The 18675-nt window shown below is 58.0% G+C and carries 16 protein-coding genes and 1 tRNA gene; 11 read left to right on the plus strand and 6 right to left on the minus strand.

Annotated elements, in window-relative coordinates:
* Positions 1–72: 72 nt before the first annotated feature.
* Together ACTZWY_RS06810 and ACTZWY_RS06815 are read left to right on the plus strand one after the other, a co-directional pair.
* Positions 73–345, plus strand: a complete 273-nt coding sequence (locus ACTZWY_RS06810) for an acyl carrier protein (protein ID WP_444789944.1) — start codon at positions 73–75, stop codon at positions 343–345.
* Positions 342–1553 (plus strand): beta-ketoacyl-[acyl-carrier-protein] synthase family protein, encoded by a 1212-nt coding sequence (locus ACTZWY_RS06815; RefSeq protein ID WP_444789945.1) that lies wholly within the window; start codon positions 342–344, stop codon positions 1551–1553. The genes ACTZWY_RS06810 and ACTZWY_RS06815 overlap by 4 nt, the downstream gene beginning before the upstream one ends.
* Positions 1554–1558: 5 nt before the next feature.
* Here the strand turns inward: ACTZWY_RS06815 and hpaR are convergent, their stop codons facing one another.
* Positions 1559–2050, minus strand: a complete 492-nt coding sequence (gene hpaR / locus ACTZWY_RS06820; RefSeq protein ID WP_444789946.1) for a homoprotocatechuate degradation operon regulator HpaR — start codon at positions 2048–2050, stop codon at positions 1559–1561.
* Between the two features lie 199 nt (positions 2051–2249).
* On the opposite strand from hpaR, the gene ACTZWY_RS06825 reads away from it, so the two are divergent.
* Entirely contained in the window at positions 2250–2507 is a 258-nt protein-coding gene (locus ACTZWY_RS06825) for a DUF2312 domain-containing protein (protein ID WP_444789947.1), read from the plus strand.
* Between the two features lie 125 nt (positions 2508–2632).
* Here ACTZWY_RS06825 and ACTZWY_RS06830 read toward each other — a convergent pair whose 3' ends face one another.
* Positions 2633–3508 carry a hypothetical protein gene (locus tag ACTZWY_RS06830; protein ID WP_444789948.1) on the minus strand — a complete coding sequence of 292 codons (876 nt, stop codon included), beginning with the start codon at positions 3506–3508 and terminating at the stop codon, positions 2633–2635.
* Between the two features lie 176 nt (positions 3509–3684).
* Between ACTZWY_RS06830 and ACTZWY_RS06835 the strand changes: the two genes are divergently transcribed.
* Positions 3685–3760, plus strand: a tRNA-Thr gene (locus tag ACTZWY_RS06835).
* Positions 3761–3859: 99 nt separating this feature from the next.
* Positions 3860–4744, plus strand: a complete 885-nt coding sequence (galU, locus tag ACTZWY_RS06840) for a UTP--glucose-1-phosphate uridylyltransferase GalU (RefSeq protein WP_444789949.1) — start codon at positions 3860–3862, stop codon at positions 4742–4744.
* A 122-nt stretch (positions 4745–4866) separates the two neighbouring features.
* Here the strand turns inward: galU and ACTZWY_RS06845 are convergent, their stop codons facing one another.
* The gene (locus ACTZWY_RS06845; RefSeq protein ID WP_444789950.1) at positions 4867–6702 is read right to left on the minus strand and encodes an ABCB family ABC transporter ATP-binding protein/permease; all 1836 of its coding nucleotides are present in this window, start codon (positions 6700–6702) and stop codon (positions 4867–4869) included.
* Positions 6703–6795: 93 nt separating this feature from the next.
* Complete coding sequence (locus ACTZWY_RS06850; RefSeq protein ID WP_444789951.1) at positions 6796–8052, minus strand: LysM peptidoglycan-binding domain-containing protein; 1257 nt, start codon at positions 8050–8052, stop codon at positions 6796–6798.
* 121 nt (positions 8053–8173) lie between these two features.
* On the opposite strand from ACTZWY_RS06850, the gene ACTZWY_RS06855 reads away from it, so the two are divergent.
* On the plus strand, positions 8174–8743 hold the full coding sequence (locus ACTZWY_RS06855; protein WP_444789952.1) for an LOG family protein: 570 nt from the start codon (positions 8174–8176) through the stop codon (positions 8741–8743).
* 12 nt (positions 8744–8755) lie between these two features.
* Here ACTZWY_RS06855 and uvrA read toward each other — a convergent pair whose 3' ends face one another.
* Positions 8756–11608 (minus strand): excinuclease ABC subunit UvrA, encoded by a 2853-nt coding sequence (gene uvrA / locus ACTZWY_RS06860; RefSeq protein ID WP_444789953.1) that lies wholly within the window; start codon positions 11606–11608, stop codon positions 8756–8758.
* Between the two features lie 473 nt (positions 11609–12081).
* Between uvrA and ACTZWY_RS06865 the strand changes: the two genes are divergently transcribed.
* Positions 12082–12480: a hypothetical protein gene (locus tag ACTZWY_RS06865; RefSeq protein WP_444789954.1), complete on the plus strand. Its 399-nt coding sequence runs from the start codon at positions 12082–12084 to the stop codon at positions 12478–12480.
* A gap of 102 nt (positions 12481–12582) precedes the next feature.
* On the opposite strand, the gene ACTZWY_RS06870 is transcribed toward ACTZWY_RS06865, so the two are convergent.
* Positions 12583–13116: a hypothetical protein gene (locus tag ACTZWY_RS06870; RefSeq protein WP_444789955.1), complete on the minus strand. Its 534-nt coding sequence runs from the start codon at positions 13114–13116 to the stop codon at positions 12583–12585.
* Positions 13117–13556: 440 nt separating this feature from the next.
* On the opposite strand from ACTZWY_RS06870, the gene ACTZWY_RS06875 reads away from it, so the two are divergent.
* The 4 genes from ACTZWY_RS06875 to ACTZWY_RS06890 are packed head-to-tail and all read left to right on the plus strand — an operon-like array spanning position 13557 to position 18673.
* Positions 13557–14144, plus strand: a complete 588-nt coding sequence (locus ACTZWY_RS06875) for a hypothetical protein (protein ID WP_444789956.1) — start codon at positions 13557–13559, stop codon at positions 14142–14144.
* Between the two features lie 29 nt (positions 14145–14173).
* The gene (locus ACTZWY_RS06880; RefSeq protein ID WP_444789957.1) at positions 14174–15664 is read left to right on the plus strand and encodes an O-antigen ligase family protein; all 1491 of its coding nucleotides are present in this window, start codon (positions 14174–14176) and stop codon (positions 15662–15664) included.
* Positions 15664–16497, plus strand: a complete 834-nt coding sequence (locus ACTZWY_RS06885; RefSeq protein WP_444789958.1) for a metallophosphoesterase family protein — start codon at positions 15664–15666, stop codon at positions 16495–16497. The genes ACTZWY_RS06880 and ACTZWY_RS06885 overlap by 1 nt, the downstream gene beginning before the upstream one ends.
* A gap of 37 nt (positions 16498–16534) precedes the next feature.
* A complete protein-coding gene (locus ACTZWY_RS06890) occupies positions 16535–18673 on the plus strand; it encodes a GumC family protein (RefSeq protein ID WP_444789959.1) in 2139 nt (712 codons plus the stop codon).
* Positions 18674–18675 lie beyond the last annotated feature (2 nt).

The raw sequence follows: 18675 nt of genomic DNA on the forward strand, positions 1-18675 counted from the left end.
AACTGTTACATTCTGCGACGATATGGAACGCACCTGCCATGAGACGGAGTGTTCCCGATGGGACTGGAATACATGCAGACGACGACTGAAACTGCCCGGCGCGTGATTGATATCATCGCACAGCAAGCAATGGTTGACACATCCGAGGTGGGCATGGACATGGCCCTGAGTGACCTTGGGCTTGATAGTCTTGGTCTGGTCGAATGTATCTTCGGAATAGAGGAGGCATTCGACATATCGGTGCCGTTCAATGCCAACGCGCCCGACCAAACCGGGTTCGATATTTCCACGGTTGGCGCGATCATCCTGGAAGTTGAAAAGCTGATCGCCAGAAAAGCCGCATGAGGCGCGTTGTCATAACCGGCGCTGGCACTGTGAATGCGCTGGCCAATGACAGCATGGGCACTTTCACCGCGCTGCAACGCGGTCTGTGCGGCATTGGCCCGCTGACATGCCGCGATGTGGACCGCCTGACGGTGCAGGTGGGCGCTGAAATTCGCGGCTTTGACCCCGAACAGCATTTCGCGCGAAATACCTTGCCGTTGCTGGACCGTTTCACCCAGATCGCGCTTGTGTCCGCGCGCGAAGCTGTGGCGCAATCGGGGCTGTCCTTTGATGGTGCGCTGGGGCTGCGCGCCGGGGTCATCATGGGAACGGCCGGGGGCGGCAACCTGACGGTGGATGACAATTACCGCACTGTCTATGCCGAGGGGAAGAACCGTGTTCATCCCTTCGTGGTGCCGCGCCTGATGCATAATGCGGCCACGTCCCATATTTCGATGGAATTCGGGCTGAAGGGGCCAGCCTTTACTGTGTCCACGGCCTGCGCATCGGCCAATCATGCGATGGGGCAGGCGTTCCAGATAGTGCGCTGCGGGATGGCGGATGTCATGCTGACGGGCGGATCGGAAGCGATGCTGGGCTTTGGCGGCATAAAGGCATGGGAAGGGCTGCGCGTCATGGCGCGCGACACCTGCCGCCCCTTTTCGCGCGACCGCACAGGGATGATTCAAGGCGAAGGCGGCGCGGTCTTCGTGTTCGAGGAATGGACGCATGCCCGCGCGCGCGGTGCGCCCATACTGGCCGAAGTGGCAGGGTTCGGCCTAAGTGCCGATGCCGGTGACATTGTTATGCCCGATGTGGACGGGCCAGTGCGCGCCATGCGCGCCGCCCTGTCCGACGCCGGGGTTGCGGCGCAGGATGTGGGCTATGTGAATGCCCATGGCACAGGCACAGCCGCGAATGACCGCGTGGAATCGCAGGCGCTGCGCGCGGTGATGGGGGCGCATCTGGACAAGCTGCCGGTGTCGTCCACAAAATCCATGCATGGCCACCTTATTGGCGGGACCAGCGCGGTCGAACTTCTGGCCTGCCTGATGGCGCTGAAGGATGGCGTCATTGCGCCCACAATCAACCACACCGAATTTGACCCCGATTGCGTGCCGGACCCGGTCCCCAATGAGGCACGCGGCGCCAGCGTTGACATTGTGATGAGCAATGCCTTCGCGTTTGGTGGCCTGAATGCGGTGCTTGTTTTGCGCGCTGCGCCCTGACCCCGTCAGGGGTGGGGGGGGGCTGTGTCATCATCCGGCGACGTGTCCACCATGCGTTGCGCCGTGTCGCGCAGTTCGTTCAGAAGATCCAGAAGCATGTCCAGCCGTTCCGGTCCGAACGCTTTTGCCAAACGCGTGTAGTCGGGTTCTGATTCCTGCAAAACCTGTTCAAACAACGCGCGTCCCGTTTCGGTCAGGGCGACCATATGTCTGCGCGCGTCGGCACACTCAACCTGACGGATCAAACCCCGCTGCGTCATCGCGCGGAAAATGCGCGTCAGCGAGGGCGGCAGAATGACACAGCGTTCGGAAAGTGTGCGTGCATCAAGCGCGTCCGCTTCAGCCAAGGCGCGCAAGACCCGCCATTGCGGCATTGTCAGATCATGGCCATCAATGAAGGGTTTGAACAACCGGGTTGTTGCCTCTCTGGTGCGCAGCAGCGCAATGGGCAAGGATTTCTCGAATTTGTGCAGCGCGCGCTTGGGTGTCTGGGTCATTACTCCGCCTGTCCGTATTTTCGACACAGTATCAAGACCTGACGATATTTCAAAATGAAAATTATTTCGCAGTTGCGGCAAAATGGCGCCTGCGCCAGTTCCGGTTTTCCTGTTCGCGTGGTTGCGTCAGGGGTTGCGCCTGCAGGCGCGATTGGGCATCACCGCGCAACTGTGAACCAGTCCAGAACAGGGACAGACCATGACCGACCTTTCAAATGATGCCTATAATGTCACTGCCGATGAATTGCGCCAGTTTATCGAACGCTACGAACATCTGGATGCGGAAAAGAAGGACATTGCGGACCAGCAAAAGGAAGTGATGGCCGAAGCCAAGGGCCGCGGCTATGACACCAAAGTTCTGCGCAAGATCATTGCGATGCGCAAACGCAAGCCTGATGAAATTGCCGAAGAAGAAGCGGTGCTGGATTTGTATAAGGCAGCGCTTGGCATGGTCTGACCGCGCGGCGCGGCGGCGGGTTTGCTTATGTCGCGCAAACACGCGCATGGCAGCGGTGAAATTTGGCACAATGACGCGTTGGAACCTGGCCTGCGCCGGATTTGGGCGCGGGCCAAATGCGCAGGTCAGGGTTCGATAACGGTGACGCCATCCAGCCCTGCAAGGGTCATGATGTCATCCTCATACAGGGCCGAGAGCAGATCAACTTTCTCCTCGGTCCAGCCGGTGATGCTGACATCGACTTCCATTTTCGATTCGTCGCAGAATTTGTCCAGAAACGCGCTGATCACGCGCTGGCGGTGCATGTCATCCACGGGGGGGGCCGCGTTCAGATAGGTTTCCAGCTTCTGGGCCCCGCCGGGCACCATGACTTCATCGAACCAGTCAAAGCTGTGTTTCAGCGGCGTATCAGGGTCATACCCGCCCACGTCCCGAAGCAGTTTATGCCAGATAAAGGGCGTGTCCTCATCCGACCAGACAGTGATCTGCGCCTCGGGCCACGCGTCCCTGAGGGTGTGCAGCAACCTTGACCAGCGCAATTCTTCTGGTTTCAGCGATTTCAGGATTTTCTCGGCCTGACCGCGTTTCAACCGCCCCAGCAACGCAGGCAAGAAAGAGGCCGGGTTGCGTATTGCCAAAAACAGCCGCACATCATGGCCGCTGAAGCATGTGCGCAGGGCCTGCAGCCGCTGTGCCGCCGCCGGATAGAAATAAGCAGTGCGCACCGCGCCACCCTGCCATGCCAACAAATCGGGGGCAGACAGGACCAGCCGGGTGGGGTTTTCCAAGTCCAGAATGGTATCCATGACCATTTGCCCCGTGTCATCTTCAAGCGCCGCACCCGGTTCGGACGCAGCAAGCTGAAGCAGCAGCTCACGGTATTTTGCCTGCTTGGGAACTTCGATTCCCTGACCCGCCAGCAGGTCACGATTCTTGATCAGACACCGAAGCAATCTGCCTTCATCCGTCAGGTGCGCGCCCAAGTGTAACGCAATATCCATTTACAAAACCCCCTGTTCGTTCAACAGCTTTGCTTAAAATTATGTCAGATTTTAGCCACTTATAAGACGAAAATCGTAAGTCCCCCTGCAGGAACCGGAAAGTGTTGTTTTCTGCACTGATACATGAAAATCAGTGTTGAGTAATGCGGCGTTTGGAAATATTAGGGGCGCAGGTAGCCGGCTTAGCTCAGTTGGTAGAGCAGTGGTTTTGTAAACCGAAGGTCGGGGGTTCGAGTCCCTCAGCCGGCACCATTTATAATTGCTGCCGTCATCCATACGGCAGATAAGTTTGTTTTAGCCCAATATCTATAAACGCTGCTTCACTCAAAAGTGGAAATTGGTGGACTATTTATGACCAGAATTACCAAAGCCGTGTTTCCTGTTGCCGGCCTCGGAACCCGTTTTTTGCCCGCAACCAAGGCAATGCCAAAGGAACTTTTGCCGATCATCGACAAGCCGATTGTTCAATACGCCGTGGAAGAGGCCGTTGCGGCGGGCATAACAGAGCTAATTTTTGTGACCGGACGAAACAAGCGCGCCGTGGGGGACCATTTCGACGCGAATCTTGAACTGGAAAACCAGCTTCTTGAGGCGGGCAAAACCGAAATGCGCGACATGGTGCGCAATATCGTCCCCGAGGGTGTGTCCTGCCTGTTCGTGCGCCAACCCGCCCCGCTTGGGCTTGGGCATGCTGTTTTATGTGCGGCCCCTGCAGTTGGCAACGCGCCGTTTGCGGTTCTTCTGGCCGATGATTTCATGAAAGGGGCGTTGCTGCCAACCGAGGCGCTGATCCGCGCCTATGGGGCGAAGGCGCAGACATTGCTGTCAGTGGGGCAGGTTGCCCCCGAGGATGTTTCCAAATTCGGCATTTTGCGACCGGGCAAGGAAAATGACGACGGCACCCTGAGTGTTGAGGGGCTGGTTGAAAAACCAAAGCGTGAAGACGCGCCGTCAAATCTGGCATCCTATGGGCGCTATGTGTTCCAGCCTGAAGTGTTTGACATTCTGCGCGGGTTGAAGCCGGGCGCAGGCGGGGAAATCCAGTTGGCGGATGCAATCGATATTCTGGCGGCACAGGGCAAGGTTTCAGCCATTGTGAACCAGTCGCAGCGCTTTGATTGCGGGTCAAAGCACGGCTATCTTCAGGCCATCATGGATGTCGCGCTGGATGACCCCAAATATCGGGACTTCATGCTTGCGCTGATGCGCGAAAAGCTGGGTCTGGCATCGCAGTGACCTGCATGGCAGGGACGGGGGGCCAGTGACGGGGGGGCACCCCATCGTATAGCGGCACCTGCAGCCAAGCGCGCTGCAGGTGCCGCTGTCATTTTGAATGACCCGCACGACAGAACTGCCGCCTATTGCGCCGTATTGGCACGTTGGCGTTCCCACATCGCGGTATACTGGCCATTGCGCGGCAGCAAGTCGTCATGGGTGCCAGTTTCCACAATCTGCCCGTTATCAAGCACGACAATCAGGTCTGCATCCACAACCGTTGACAGGCGGTGTGCAATTGTAATGACGGTGCGCCCCTGTCCCATTTGGCGCAAACTGTCCTGAATGCTGCGTTCTGTCTGTGTGTCCAGTGCAGATGTGGCTTCATCCAGCAGCAGAATGGGCGGGTTTTTCAGCAAGGTGCGGGCAATGCCCACGCGCTGCTTCTCGCCGCCAGACAGTTTCAGGCCGCGTTCGCCCACTGCGGTGTCATAGCCTTCGGGCAGGGAACAGATGAAGTCATGAATGCGCGCGGCGCGCGCGGCGTCCTCAACCTCCTCGCGGGTGGCCCCGTCGCGGCCATAGGCAATGTTATAGGCAATGGAATCGTTGAACAGGACTGTATCCTGCGGGACAACGCCAATCGCATTGTGCAGGCTGGATTGGGTGACCGCGCGCAGGTCCTGCCCGTCAATAAGAACCGCCCCGCCGGTGACGTCATAAAACCGGAACAGCAAACGGCCGATCGTGGATTTGCCCGACCCCGAAGGCCCGATAATCGCAACTGTCTGGCCCGCGCGCACTGTCAGGTCAATTCCCTTCAGGATGGGGCGCGCGGCATCATATCCGAACTGCACATTGTCAAACCGGATTTCCCCGCCATCAACCTGCAGGGGGCGGGCGTCGGGGGCGTCGGTCACATCGGGGGGCTGGTCCAGCAGGTCGAACATTTCGGCCATGTCGACAAGCGCTTGCCGGATTTCGCGGTAGACTGTTCCCAGAAAGTTCAGGGGCATGGTAATCTGGATCATATAGGCATTGACCAGAACGAAATCCCCAACAGTCAACGCGCCATTCTGCACGCCCATGGCGGCCATCACCATGACCACGACAAGGCCCGTCGTGATAAGAAAAGCCTGACCGAAATTCAGAAACGCCAGCGAATAGTTTGTGGCGACAGCGGCGGTTTCATATTGCGCCATGGCGCTGTCATAGCGCCGGGCTTCCATGCCTTCTGCGTTGAAATACTTGACTGTTTCGAAATTCAGCAAGCTGTCAATCGCCTTCTGGTTGGCGTCGGTGTCCTGACGGTTCATCTCGCGGCGCTGTTTCACGCGCCATTCGGTGATCCGAAAGGTGAACCACACATATAGCGAAATCGTCGCCACCACCGCGACCAGATACCAGACATCGAACATCAGAAAGAAAATTACCGCGATCATCAGCAACTGCAAGATCAACGGAAAAATCGAAAACAGCAGGAAACGCAGCAGGAATTCAACGCCTTTCACACCCCGTTCGATAATGCGGCTTAGCCCGCCTGTTTTGCGGGTGATATGGTAGCGCAGCGAGAGCTTGTGAATATGCTCGAATGTTTCAAGCGCCAGCTTGCGCAGCGCCCGCTGGCCCACGCGGGTAAACAGCACATTGCGCAATTCCTGAAACACGATTTCCATCAATCGCGCCATCCCGTAGGCAATTGTCAGCCCCACAGCGCCAAGCGCCAGCATCCATGCCGCCCCTTCGCCTGCCAGGGCATCAACCGCCGCCTTGTAGAAGAACGGTGTGCCAACGGCGACCAGCTTGGCAATCACCAGCATGACCAGCGCCAGCACGATGCGGCGTTTCACCCATGTTTCCCCATGGGGCCACAAATAAGGAAGGACGCGACGAATTATGCGCAGCCCGCTGGATGGTGGTTTGGTCTGCGTCTGTGTGTCGGGTTGGCCGGACACCCGCGCCTGAGAGGGTCGTGACATGATGTGCCTTCAGTTTCCAATGGCCGCACTCTAGTCAGCCCGGCGCGGATTGACCAGTTGGGTTGTGACGGCAGCGGCAGGGGGGGGCGGGGGTTACCCTTCGGGCGGGGGCACCATGAACACTTGCCCCGGGAAAATCAGGTTCGGGTTGCGAATCTGGTCTCGGTTGGCGTCGAAAATGCGCATATACCGCCGCCCGTCCCCGAATCTGGCTTCGGACATCGCCCAAAGCGTGTTGCCCGGTTGCACAATAAGCGCCTGTGGCCCAGTGCCGTCGCGGGCAATCTGCGGTGTGACACGTTCAAAGGGGATTTCAGCGCGCGAAATGACCTGCGCGGCCTCGTCCAGTTCATCGACCCGCAACCTGTAGACGCCGCGTTCTATGCCTGCAAGCTGTGCTTGCCAATTGCCATCGGCGCCAGCCCTTGTGCGAATGATGGGCTGGTTGTCCAGATAGACCTGAATTTCAGACCCGGCCGAACGGCTGCGCCCGCCAAGGGCAACTTCGCCTTCAGCGTCGTAAACGACGCTTTCCACGGACACGTTAGCTTCTTGCCCAGCCTGCGGCAGGCGCGCTGCATCGCCCAGAACCTGCACACTGCCATCAGACCGCATAAGAACCGCCATCGGCCCGGCCTGCGGGCGGTTCTGGTCGTGCATGGTTTCGGGGCGGGGGGGGACGTCTTGTGGTTCGGATGTGGCGATGGGGGGGGGCGCAAATTCGGATGCAGCCGCGCCGCCATCAACCTGCGGGCGCGCAGGCGGGCTCAGGCCGGGAAACAACGGGTCCGTCTGAACCTGTGCGGCCATTTGAACGGGATAGCTGGTTCCGTCCGTGTCGCGCTGCCCCACCAGAAGTTCGCTGCGCGGGGCAAGCATCAGGGTATCTTGCGACCTGATGCGGTGCCCGCTGGGCAAGCGGACTTCCAGCTCAAGGACGCGCGGAACGGCGCTGGGGCGCAAATCGAACATCATCACAAATTCGCCTGCAGGGCTGCTTATGGTTTGTGTGATCTGTTCTTCATCAATCAAGGCCGCCACCTGAGTTGTCGCAGGGGCCTTGCCCGCAATCAGGATATCCCCCAGATCAGTGACCCGCACCAGATCGAATTTCGGGGCGGCATCGGTCACCTGATCGGCGATGGCCAGCCGCAGGTCCGCTTCGGGGGCGACCCCCGGTTCGGCCAGTGCTGCAGGTTCTGTGACATTGCCAAGGCGCGGGGGCATGAGGGCGGGTTCGTCCGTGTCGGGGGGGAATATCAGGACATACGCCAAGGACGCAGCCCCCGCGACCGCAATGGACCCCACGGCCCATTGTGCCAAGGTATCTTTGGGCAGATATTTCAGCATGACGTGATCCTTTGGGCATGAATGAAGCTGCAGCTTGCACCACACGCCGCCTTTACCTTGCGCCAGCATAACAAGCAGGGTATCCGAGAGCAAAAGAAAACCGACACAAGGTCTTGTTGTAATGCCAGTTTTACCACTTTCTGTCTGCGTCTTTTGCGGCGCGCGCGCGGGCGCTGACCCCGCCTTTGTGCAAGCCGGGCGCGATATGGGCCAGTTGATTGCGCAGCGCGGCTGGCGGCTGGTTTACGGCGCGGGTGACATTGGCATCATGGGCGAGGTGGCGCGCGCCGCGCAAGCGGGCGGTGCGCCGACATTTGGTGTTATTCCCACCCATCTGATGCAGGCCGAACAGGGCAGGATGTCGCTGTCAAGCCTGGTGGTCACCGAAACCATGCATGAACGCAAGAAGGTGATGTTCACCAACTCAGATGCGATTGTGGTGCTGCCGGGCGGGGCCGGGTCGTTGGATGAATTCTTCGAAGTGCTGACATGGCGGCAACTGGGATTGCACAAGAAGCCTATCATACTGCTGAATACAAACGGATACTGGACCCCCTTGGCGGCCCTGATCGATCATGTGATCGATCAACGCTTTGCCGAGCCCAGTATTCGAAGCTTTTTCCAACTGGTTGACACAGTTGACGATGCCGGCCGTGCATTGGACGGGTATTTCCACAGCCTGCCTGCCTGAACCACCTGTCGGCTATTCTGCCGCAACGCGCCTCTGCTTCAGCATGGGGGCCAGATAGCGGCCTGTATGGCTGGCATCAACTTTTGCAACCTGCTCGGGCGTGCCTGTGGCCACAACTTGCCCGCCGCCATCGCCCCCCTCTGGCCCGATATCAATAATCCAGTCAGCAGTTTTTACCACATCCAGATTATGTTCAATCACCACAACCGTGTTGCCCTGATCCACCAGTTCATGCAGCACTTCCAGCAATTTGCGCACATCTTCGAAATGCAGGCCGGTTGTCGGTTCATCCAGAATATACAGGGTGCGCCCTGTGGACCGGCGCGACAGTTCCTTGGCCAGCTTCACGCGCTGTGCTTCGCCCCCTGACAGGGTGGTGGCCTGCTGGCCGACCTTGATATAGCCCAAGCCCACGCGCATGAGCGCATCCATCTTGTCGCGGATGGACGGAACTGCCTGAAAGAAGCCTTGCGCTTCTTCTACTGTCATATCAAGAACGCCCGCTATACTTTTGCCTTTGAACAGAATTTCCAACGTTTCACGGTTATAGCGCGCGCCTTTGCAGGTTTCGCATGTCACATAGACATCGGGCAGGAAGTTCATTTCGATCTTCAGCACCCCATCGCCTTGGCAGGCTTCGCAGCGCCCGCCCTTCACGTTGAAGGAAAACCGCCCCGGTTTGTACCCGCGCGCCTTGGATTCCGGCAAACCCGCAAACCAGTCGCGGATCGGCCCGAAGGCGCCCGTATAGGTGGCAGGGTTGGACCGCGGCGTGCGCCCGATGGGGCGCTGGTCAATGTCGATTACCTTGTCCAGATGCTCCAACCCCTTGATGGTTTCGCAAGGGGCCGGTGTTTGCCGCGCCCCGTTCAGACGCATGCTGGCTGTTTTGAACAGGGTTTCAATGGTCAGCGTGGATTTTCCGCCCCCCGAAACCCCCGTCACGCAGACAAATTTTCCCAGTGGGAAATCCACCGTCACATCATGCAGGTTGTTTCCACTGGCCTTGACCACTTTCAGCTTCTTGCCATTGCCCTTGCGCCGCGTTTTGGGCACGGTGATTTGCCGCGCCCCTGTCAGGTATTGCCCTGTCACGCTGGCCGGGTCGGCCATGATCTGTTCGGGCGTGCCCTGCGCCACCACACGCCCGCCATGCACCCCGGCACCGGGGCCGAAATCCAGCACATGATCGGCGGTGCGGATGGCTTCTTCATCATGCTCCACGACAATGACAGTATTGCCCTGATCGCGCAGGTTGCGCAGCGTGACCAGCAGCCTGTCATTGTCGCGCTGGTGCAACCCGATACTGGGTTCATCCAGCACATACAGCACGCCCGTCAAACCACTGCCAATCTGGCTGGCCAGCCGGATGCGCTGGCTTTCGCCGCCCGAAAGCGTGCCCGCATGCCGCCCCAATGTCAGGTAATCCAACCCCACATTCACCAGAAAACCAAGACGTTCGCGTATTTCCTTCAGGATGGCGCGGGCGATTTCGTTCTTTTGTTTGGTTAAGTGCTCTGGCACAGCCTGCACCCAGTCCAGCGCTTCCTTGATGGCCATCTGGGTAACTTGCCCGACATGCAAACCGCCAATCTTGACGGCCAGCGCTTCGGGTTTCAGGCGGTAGCCCCCGCAGACCCCGCAATCGCGGTGGTTCTGGTATTGTTCGAACTCTTCTCGGATCCAGTTGCTGTCGGTTTCGCGGTAACGGCGCTCCATGTTGGGAACAACACCTTCAAAGGCGCGCGTGACATTATAGACACGCCCCCCTTCGTCATAACGGAAGGGCAATTCTTCGCCATTGGACCCATATAACAAAACCTGCTTCACATGGGCGGGCAAATCCTTCCAAGGGGATTTGGCGTCAAATTCATAATGTTTCGCCAGTGATTCGATGGTTTGCAGAAAATAGGGGGATTTGCCCTTGCGCCATGGTGCAATTGCCCCGTCATACAATCTCAGTGCATGGTCCGGCACGACAAGGCGTTCGTCAAAAAACAGTTCCACCCCCAACCCGTCACAGGCAGGGCACGCGCCCGTCGGTGCGTTGAACGAAAACAGACGCGGTTCAATTTCCGATATTGTGAAGCCGCTGACAGGACAGGCGAATTTTTCCGAAAATGTCATGCGCGCGCCGTCTTCACGCGCTTCTTCCAGAACTGCAATTCCCTCTGCCAGATCAAGGGCTGTGCGCAAACTGTCGGCCAGCCGCGTTTCCATGCCTTCGCGCACCACCAGACGGTCCACCACCACATCAATGTCATGGCGGAATTTCTTGTCCAGCGTGGGCGGTTCGTCCAGGTCGTAAAACTGCCCGTCAACCTTGACCCGCTGGAAGCCCTGCTTGCGCAGTGCCAGAAACTCCTTGCGGTATTCCCCCTTGCGGTCGCGCACGATGGGGGCCAGCAAATAGGCGCGCGTGCCGTCTTCCATGGCCAGGATGCGGTCGACCATGTCCTGAACCTGCTGCGCCTCAATGGGCAGACCGGTTTCGGGGCTGTAGGGGGTGCCGGCGCGCGCAAAGAGCAGGCGCATATAATCATAAATCTCGGTGACGGTTCCGACAGTGGAGCGCGGGTTCTTGCTGGTGGTTTTCTGTTCAATGGAAATTGCAGGCGACAGGCCGGAAATATGGTCCATATCCGGTTTTTGCATCATGTCCAGAAACTGGCGTGCATAGGCAGACAGGCTTTCGACATAGCGCCGCTGCCCTTCGGCATAGATGGTATCAAAAGCCAGCGACGATTTCCCCGACCCTGAAAGACCCGTGATAACCACGAGCTGATCGCGCGGAATATCCACGTCAATGTTTTTCAGGTTATGTTCGCGCGCACCGCGCACTTCGATAAATTTCTGCTCGGCCATGTGCATCCCCAACCGTGTCTAGCGCCAACATAGACCTGTGGTGGACGAAGGCCAAGTATAATTACAGAACGTTAAGGGAACATGGCAGGAATCGCCATCGTCTGGGGCGTAGTGGCAAGGGGGATGAAGTGGACTGTTAAATTTTTGATTTAATTTTAAAAAGAAGAATTTGAACAGTTAGAACCGTTTTAAGTCCTTTATGCGACCTTGTCTGTGCCCGAGGTGCTCAGAAGGGTGGGCAGAGCGCCGTTTTCAAGGACTTAAACATGTTTGACTCAGCTTTGTGGGGGGCTGAACAAACCCGTATTCGAACGACAGTGAACATCTGTCGGGGTTTGTTGACTGTGGCACATACCAGTGCCGCAAGACTGCTTGCTTTTGTGGCAACAGTGGCTTTTTGTACGACCTTTATTGCGGTTGGCGACGCGCAAGCGCGGGTGCGCTTTCCCAGTCCGGCGGGGCAGGATGACATCATGCGCTACCTGATTCCCGCGCAAATGGCGCCAATGCGCATCACGCTGGATCGTGGCGGCGAATTGCCGACCTATATGCGCAAGGTGGAACAGGCGCGCATGACCGGCCAGCCAATCCAGATTGCCGGACAATGCATGTCGGCATGCACGCTTTTTCTGGGAACCGACAATGTTTGCGTCACCCGGTCTGCGCGCCTTGGCTTTCATGGCCCGTCCAACAGGGGCGTCGCTCTAAGCCCGGTGCTTTTTGAATTGTGGTCGCAATATATGGCGGACCATTACCCGGAACCGATCCGCACATGGTATCTGCAAGAAGCGCGCCACAGCATTGGGCCAATGGCGTTCGTGTCGGGGCGGGAATTGATCCGGCTTGGCATTCCTGAATGCACGACGGCGTGACAAAAGGGGCAGGGGGTGACCCTGCCTAAACCGTCACAACGCAAAAAGGCCATGTTTTAAAACATGGCCTTTTGACTATTCACTTAACACGGGTGCGCGCGATCAGTTCGGTGATGCGGCTGTCGGTGCTGCTGGCGCTTCAGCTGTTGGCGCTTCTGTGGTTGGTGCTGGTGCGACACCGCCAACTGCCACAGACCCCGTTGTTGTGCCGGTAGAAACCGACGCCGCAGTTGTGGTCACTTCGGCAACAACTTCGGCGGGCAGGGACGATGCCTGAACGGTCGCGGTAACTTGCTGTGCGACGGCGGCGCGCGCTGCCGCAGGCATGGAGGTGTTTGCAACCGACAATACTTCGGCTGTCATGGCACGCACGGCTGCAACGTTACCGCTGCGCACCGCGTTCGAGGTTGCAGCGGCAAGCGCCGTCTGAACTGCCGCGACCTGCGCGGGCGGAACAGGTGCGACGCCCAATGCGGCGCGCAATGTGCGCAACGCGGCAACACAATCGCCCGAGGAGCCAGTGTTGCAAGCTGATTCTACGATTTGCGCCAGATCGGCCACCTGTGCGGATGCCGTCACGGGTGCTGAAACGGCAAATGCGGTTCCCAAGAGGACTGAATATGTAAACTTTCGCATAACTTTGCTCCTTATAAAGCTTTGGTTAGGGAATACACCACAGAGCCCGAGTGTGCAATCGCTTTTGGCCCTGCAATTGTGGCCTACTGCGCGGTAGGGCTATAAATTGCCCGTCTCCTGCCGGATGATTAAAAAAAAGTCGAAATACGCCCAACATATCGCAATATATACACCAAGACGTGATCATATGCTGCTCAAACAGGCGCCAGTTGCCTTGACTTGCGGATTTCTGCGCGCCAAGTGTGCGGCTCATTCTACGTTTCGGCGGTTCGGCTTAGGCTACAAAATTGCGTGAACATTCCCACGCCACGCGTTTGTCATTTAAAACAAGAAAGGGTGTGCTGTTGGTTCGAGTTTCGTTCGCAGTGTTGTTGGTGATCCTTACGATTTGGGCCGTATATCATGCGCGCACGGAATTTGTGGCAAGTCAGGAAAGGCAAATGTCGCAGGCGGCTTTTGCCGTCAGGCTTATGAATCAAAGTGACGAAGCGCCCGTCACACTTGCCCGCGCGGGCGCAGCGCTTAGCCAGCGCGAACAGATGACCATGTGTTTTGACAGCCAGATTTACGGGGTTTACAGCGCGCTGCCCGCCGCAACGCGCCAGTCCATGGCGGAAATTTGCCTTGAACGGGCAGAAGAGATCCTGCGTATGGCGCCCACGCGGTCGGTGGCGCATCTGGCTGCGGCTGTGTCCCGGTGGCGTCTGGGGGCAAGTGACACCGCAATTGACGCGTTGCAACGCGCGCAAGACACCGCACGCTTTGAGGGATGGCTGTCTTCGCGGCGGTTGCAGTTTGCGCTTGAAATGGCCTTCGACGACGGGGCCACACCCGAAGCGCAAGACGCCATTCTTGCCATTGCCGCGTCGGAATTCGAAACTTTGTTAAGTTCGGGGCCTTTGACGGATGATCTGGTTGAAATATACCAGTCCCAGCCGCGTGCCAGAGAATGGTTCATCCAGACTCTGGAAACCCTGCCGGCCCAACAGCAACAACGGTTCATAGTTCGGCTTCGTGCCGCTGGTTAAGGTAATGGTTCTGTCCGGGGAAATGCGCGATGATTGATTTTGAAAAACGGCGGTCCACCGCATCCCAGCGCGTTGCCCATCGTGCGCAAGCGGCCAGGCAGGAAGACAGCCTGACCATGGAATTCGAGGAAATCGCCCTGCAGCATTCCAACGGGGACCGTGCAGTGAACGGCCCCGCAGGCCGGCGCGTCAACGACATTGCGGGTTGGGCGTTGCTTGTTTTTCTGGCGCTTGCGCCCATTCCGCTGGCATCGGCGCGGCCGGTATTCTGGTTGGCATGGTCTGTTTTGCTGTTTGTGACACTTGCGTGTTACATGGTTGCCATGCAGATTGCGGAACCCGGGCGCAAAGTAGCAGTGTTGCAGGTCTGGCCGTTGCTTGTGGCTGCCGCGCTGTTGCCAGTCGCGGGGCTTGTGCAATATTTCGTTGCCATGTCCGGGGCGCGCACTGAATTTGCGGGCCATGTCGTGCCCTTGGGCAGTATCGCGCCTGAATCAACCCTGATTGCCGTGATCCGCCTGTTGGGGGTGTTGGCGCTTTTTATTCTTGCCTATGAGGTGTCGACACGCGCGCAGCGCGTCTCCCGCATGGCGTGGGGTTTGTTTACGATTATTCTGGCGCATGGAATCTGGGCGATTATCGCCCTGATTTTTCTGGATGATTTCGTTATCTGGGGCGAAAAATTCGCCTATGAAGGGGTGGCTACGGGCACATTCGTGAACCGCAATTCCTTTGCAACCTTCATGGGGATGGGGCTTGTGGCCGGGGTCTGCCTGATCATGGAACGCGCACACCGCCCGCATGTTCGCCACCCCAGCGGCAGCACATGGCTAAGCGAAGCGAATATCGAACTGGCCGCGCTATGGGGGGCGGTCGCAATCATGGCCCTTGCGCTGGTGTTAACCCAGTCGCGGATGGGCGTTTTTGCCGGTTTTGTGGCGGCGTGGTGCGGTTATGTTGTGATGAGCCTGAAATACCATGCAAGCATTTCGCGGGTGCTGCTGCGCGGGGCGGCGTTACCGCTGGCCGGCGGGGTGGTGTTCCTGACCAGTTTCCAGTCCGGTGTGCTTGAACGCGGTGTTCTGGTCACCACTGCGTCGGATGTGCGCACTGACTTGTATGTGCAGGTTCTTGCGATGATCCGCGAAGCGCCGCTTTGGGGGACCGGGCTGGACAGTTTCGCCTCGGCCTATGAGTTGGTGCATCGTCCGCCAGTGTCCAGCGCGCTGATTTGGGACCTGGCGCATTCCACCTATCTGACATGGTGGCAGGAAGCAGGGCTTATCCTTGGAAGCCTGCCCATCATTATTCTATGTGCCGCTGCGGTCAGTCTTGTAAGGACAATCCGGCGGCGGCGCACGAATTATGTGGCCCCCGCCATTGGCCTTGGCGCAATCGTTCTGGTGGCGCTGCATTCTCTTGTGGATTTCAGCATGGAAATTCAGGCCAATGCGATGGTGTTCACGGTTATTCTGGGCATGGCGCTGGGGCGTTTGCGCCGGAAAGAAGACAGGTCCTGATGGCGGGATTTCTGAAGGGGGTGTTCGGATCACGGCGCAGCGCCGTGAGCCGTGATATCCGCAAGGATGCAGGGGCAGGGGCGGCGCCGCGGATTTTGGCGCTACGTCAGATGCCCGCCGCTGTCTACGCGATTGGTGACGCGCATGGATGCAATGCGCTGTATCGCAAGTTGGAACAAGACATTGTAAATGACGCCGAAAGCGCCGGGATCACAGGCCCGAAGCTGATTGTTGTGCTGGGGGATTTCGTTGATCGCGGGCCAGATAGCGCGGGGTTGCTGCGCCATCTTCTGGACCCGCCCCCCCGCAATTTCCAGCGTATGGTGTTGCGCGGCAACCATGAAGACATGATGCTGGCCTTCTTGCAAGATCCCGCCCCCGCGCGCCAGTGGTTGCAATTTGGCGGCACTGAAACGCTGGTGTCCTATGGCATGCATCCTGACCCTGAACATGGATTTGCGCGGCCTGTGCGGCATTTGAAACAAATGCTGGATGCCACGATCCCCGCCGCGCACAGGGCGTTCCTGACGAACCTGCCCTATGGCCTGTCGGTGGGGGATTATTTCCTGTGCCATGCAGGCATCGACCCGGCCCGCAGCCTTGAACAGCAGCGCCCCGAGGATTTGCTTTGGGGTGGGGGGGACAAAATCGATGCCGCCACAGGCCCATTGCCTGTGGTGGTGCATGGTCATGTCATCACTGAAGATGTCCTTTTGACCTCAAAACGCATAAACGTTGATACGGGTGCCTATCAAAGTGGCAAATTGTCTGCCGTGCGGCTGGTTGCGGGTATGCGGCCAATTGTGCTTTCCGTCACGGGCATTCCTGTTTAGAGAGTGAGTGCAAAGAAATTCATTGAGGCCAGACGACATGAAGACGGTTCGCGAAAGCCAGTTTGAGAAGATGGAAGTTGAAGATACGATTGATTTGCGCGCGATCATTTCCATGTTGCGCCGACGTTTGAAAATTATCCTTTTATCTGTTGCCATTATTATGAGTGTGGCCTTCATCTACCTGGCGCAGACAACGCCACTTTATACGTCGCGGGCGCTGGTTTTGGTGGATACGGCACAAAAGAACCTGTTGCAGCCCGGCTCGGAAGGGGCGCAGAACGCGTCGCTGGCATCGTCAATCATCGAAAGCGAGGTTGAGCTTCTGCGCTCCGATACGGTGCTGTTGGAATTGGTCTCGGCCAGCGGGTTGATGCAGGATGCTGAATTTGGCCCGTCGCTGTCGTTGACCGACAAAGTGCGGCAGGCCGTGGGAATGGGCGTCACAGAACGTTCTGGCGAGGCGCTTTTGAACGCCACTTTGTCCAAGCTGCGAACGGCAGTAACAGTTCGGCGGCGCGGGCTTACGAACCTTATCGAAGTGTCCATCACATCCGCGAATCCGCAGCGCGCGGCGGATTTGGCCAACACATTGGTCGAGGTATATATAGACCTTCAGGTGGCCGCGAAATCCGAAGGATACCTAAGTGCGACATCGGTTCTTAGCCGTCAGATGGACACTGCCGAAGCGGCGCTTGCGCGGTCCGATCAGGCGCTGGCCGACTTCATTGATACCAATATTGACGCGCTGGAACGCGAAAGCGGGTCTGCATCGGTCGCGCGCCTGCGCCAGCGGCTGGAAGACCTGAACACCAGTCGACTGGAAGCACAAACCCAGGTTGAGGCCAGCACGATCGCGCTGGAACGGCAGGATTGGTCCACCCTTGCCGCCCAATTGGAGGCCGAGGGGCTAAGCGCGCTGGAAACGCAGCGTCAGGCCCTTGCCAGACGACTGGGCGAGGTCGAGGATGGAAGCGCCGTAGCTGTCAACCTGCGTTTGAGTCTGGACAATCTGGAACGCCAGCTGGAACAACAGGGGCGGCTCGCTGTCGCATCGCTGCAAGAGGAAACACAAAGTTTCCAGCGCGACGCCGAAGATGTGCGCGAAAACATCCGGCGCGAATTGCTGGGCGGCGAACTTTCGGCTGAAACATTGTCGCGCATTTACGGGTTGCAACAAGAAGCGTCCATCGCCCAACGCCAGTATAACAATCTACTGAACCGTATCCGCGAACTGGAAACTCAGGCGATGGTGCAGATTGCCGACTCGCGCATGGCATCCGCGGCCATTGCGCCGAACCGCAAATCCTTTCCGAACACACGCCTTGTGCTGGCAGCGGCTTTCGTGGTGTCGCTGGGGCTGGGGGTTGGCCTTGCCTTCCTTAGCGAATTCTATTTCGGCGGGGTCAATTCGTCCACGCAACTGGCAAATGTAACCGGGGCGCGCGTGGGCGCCGTGGTGCCCAGAATATCGCAATCTGGCGACCAGCTGTCGGTTGCTGATATTATTGCAGAAGCGCCCATGTCACAATTTCCCGAAGCGATGCGCCGCTTGCGGGCAAATATCGAACGATTTTCCCCTGAACCCAAACGCGGTGTTCCCGTCATCATGGTCACATCCGCGGTTCCCGCCGAAGGGAAATCCGTTCTGGCATTGTCACTGGCACGCACATTCGCGGCAGCGGGTAAGCGCACATTGCTGATCGATGCGGATATGCGCAAGCCATCGATGCACAAATTGACCGGGGTGGAATTGTCATCGGGGCTGTATGAATTCCTTGTCTCTGGTCAGGAAAATGAATCCGCCGCCGACTGCTATGATTTCGACCCGCGCAGTGATGTGGGCATCATCTTTGGCCGCGAACGGTCCGGCCAGCCAACGGATCAATTGGTTCAGTCAGAAGCATTCCGTGCTGTCATTGAAGATGGGTGCAAGCGTTTTGACGTGGTTATCATCGACACGCCGCCGCTTATTCCGGTGGTGGACGCGCGCTATATCGCCATGCAATCAGATTGCGCGATTTTCTGTGTGCGTGCAGGTGAAACAAGCCAGTCTGATGTGCGTTTTGCGCATGAACAGCTGGTTGACTACATCAGCGAGGAGGCCGCCGTGCTGGCTGTGCTGAACTTCCATGTCGGTCAGGAAAGCGACACGCGCTATTCGGGCTATTATTACTAGAG

This window comes from Roseinatronobacter sp. NSM (assembly GCF_052379845.1).
In the GTDB taxonomy this organism is placed as follows: domain Bacteria; phylum Pseudomonadota; class Alphaproteobacteria; order Rhodobacterales; family Rhodobacteraceae; genus Roseinatronobacter.

Bases quoted from the DNA above. Each gene is read 5' to 3' on its own strand.
- ACTZWY_RS06810 (WP_444789944.1), top strand. From the start codon at position 73: ATGCAGACGACGACTGAAACTGCCCGGCGCGTGATTGATATCATCGCA.
- ACTZWY_RS06825 (WP_444789947.1), top strand. From the start codon at position 2,250: ATGACCGACCTTTCAAATGATGCCTATAATGTCACTGCCGATGAATTG.
- ACTZWY_RS06885 (WP_444789958.1), top strand. From the start codon at position 15,664: ATGGCGGGATTTCTGAAGGGGGTGTTCGGATCACGGCGCAGCGCCGTG.
- ACTZWY_RS06830 (WP_444789948.1), bottom strand. From the start codon at position 3,508: ATGGATATTGCGTTACACTTGGGCGCGCACCTGACGGATGAAGGCAGA.
- uvrA (WP_444789953.1), bottom strand. From the start codon at position 11,608: ATGGCCGAGCAGAAATTTATCGAAGTGCGCGGTGCGCGCGAACATAAC.
- ACTZWY_RS06855 (WP_444789952.1), top strand. From the start codon at position 8,174: ATGCCAGTTTTACCACTTTCTGTCTGCGTCTTTTGCGGCGCGCGCGCG.
- ACTZWY_RS06890 (WP_444789959.1), top strand. From the start codon at position 16,535: ATGAAGACGGTTCGCGAAAGCCAGTTTGAGAAGATGGAAGTTGAAGAT.
- ACTZWY_RS06845 (WP_444789950.1), bottom strand. From the start codon at position 6,702: ATGTCACGACCCTCTCAGGCGCGGGTGTCCGGCCAACCCGACACACAG.
- ACTZWY_RS06850 (WP_444789951.1), bottom strand. From the start codon at position 8,052: ATGCTGAAATATCTGCCCAAAGATACCTTGGCACAATGGGCCGTGGGG.
- hpaR (WP_444789946.1), bottom strand. From the start codon at position 2,050: ATGACCCAGACACCCAAGCGCGCGCTGCACAAATTCGAGAAATCCTTG.
- ACTZWY_RS06865 (WP_444789954.1), top strand. From the start codon at position 12,082: ATGCGCTACCTGATTCCCGCGCAAATGGCGCCAATGCGCATCACGCTG.
- ACTZWY_RS06815 (WP_444789945.1), top strand. From the start codon at position 342: ATGAGGCGCGTTGTCATAACCGGCGCTGGCACTGTGAATGCGCTGGCC.
- ACTZWY_RS06880 (WP_444789957.1), top strand. From the start codon at position 14,174: ATGATTGATTTTGAAAAACGGCGGTCCACCGCATCCCAGCGCGTTGCC.
- ACTZWY_RS06875 (WP_444789956.1), top strand. From the start codon at position 13,557: ATGTCGCAGGCGGCTTTTGCCGTCAGGCTTATGAATCAAAGTGACGAA.
- ACTZWY_RS06870 (WP_444789955.1), bottom strand. From the start codon at position 13,116: ATGCGAAAGTTTACATATTCAGTCCTCTTGGGAACCGCATTTGCCGTT.
- galU (WP_444789949.1), top strand. From the start codon at position 3,860: ATGACCAGAATTACCAAAGCCGTGTTTCCTGTTGCCGGCCTCGGAACC.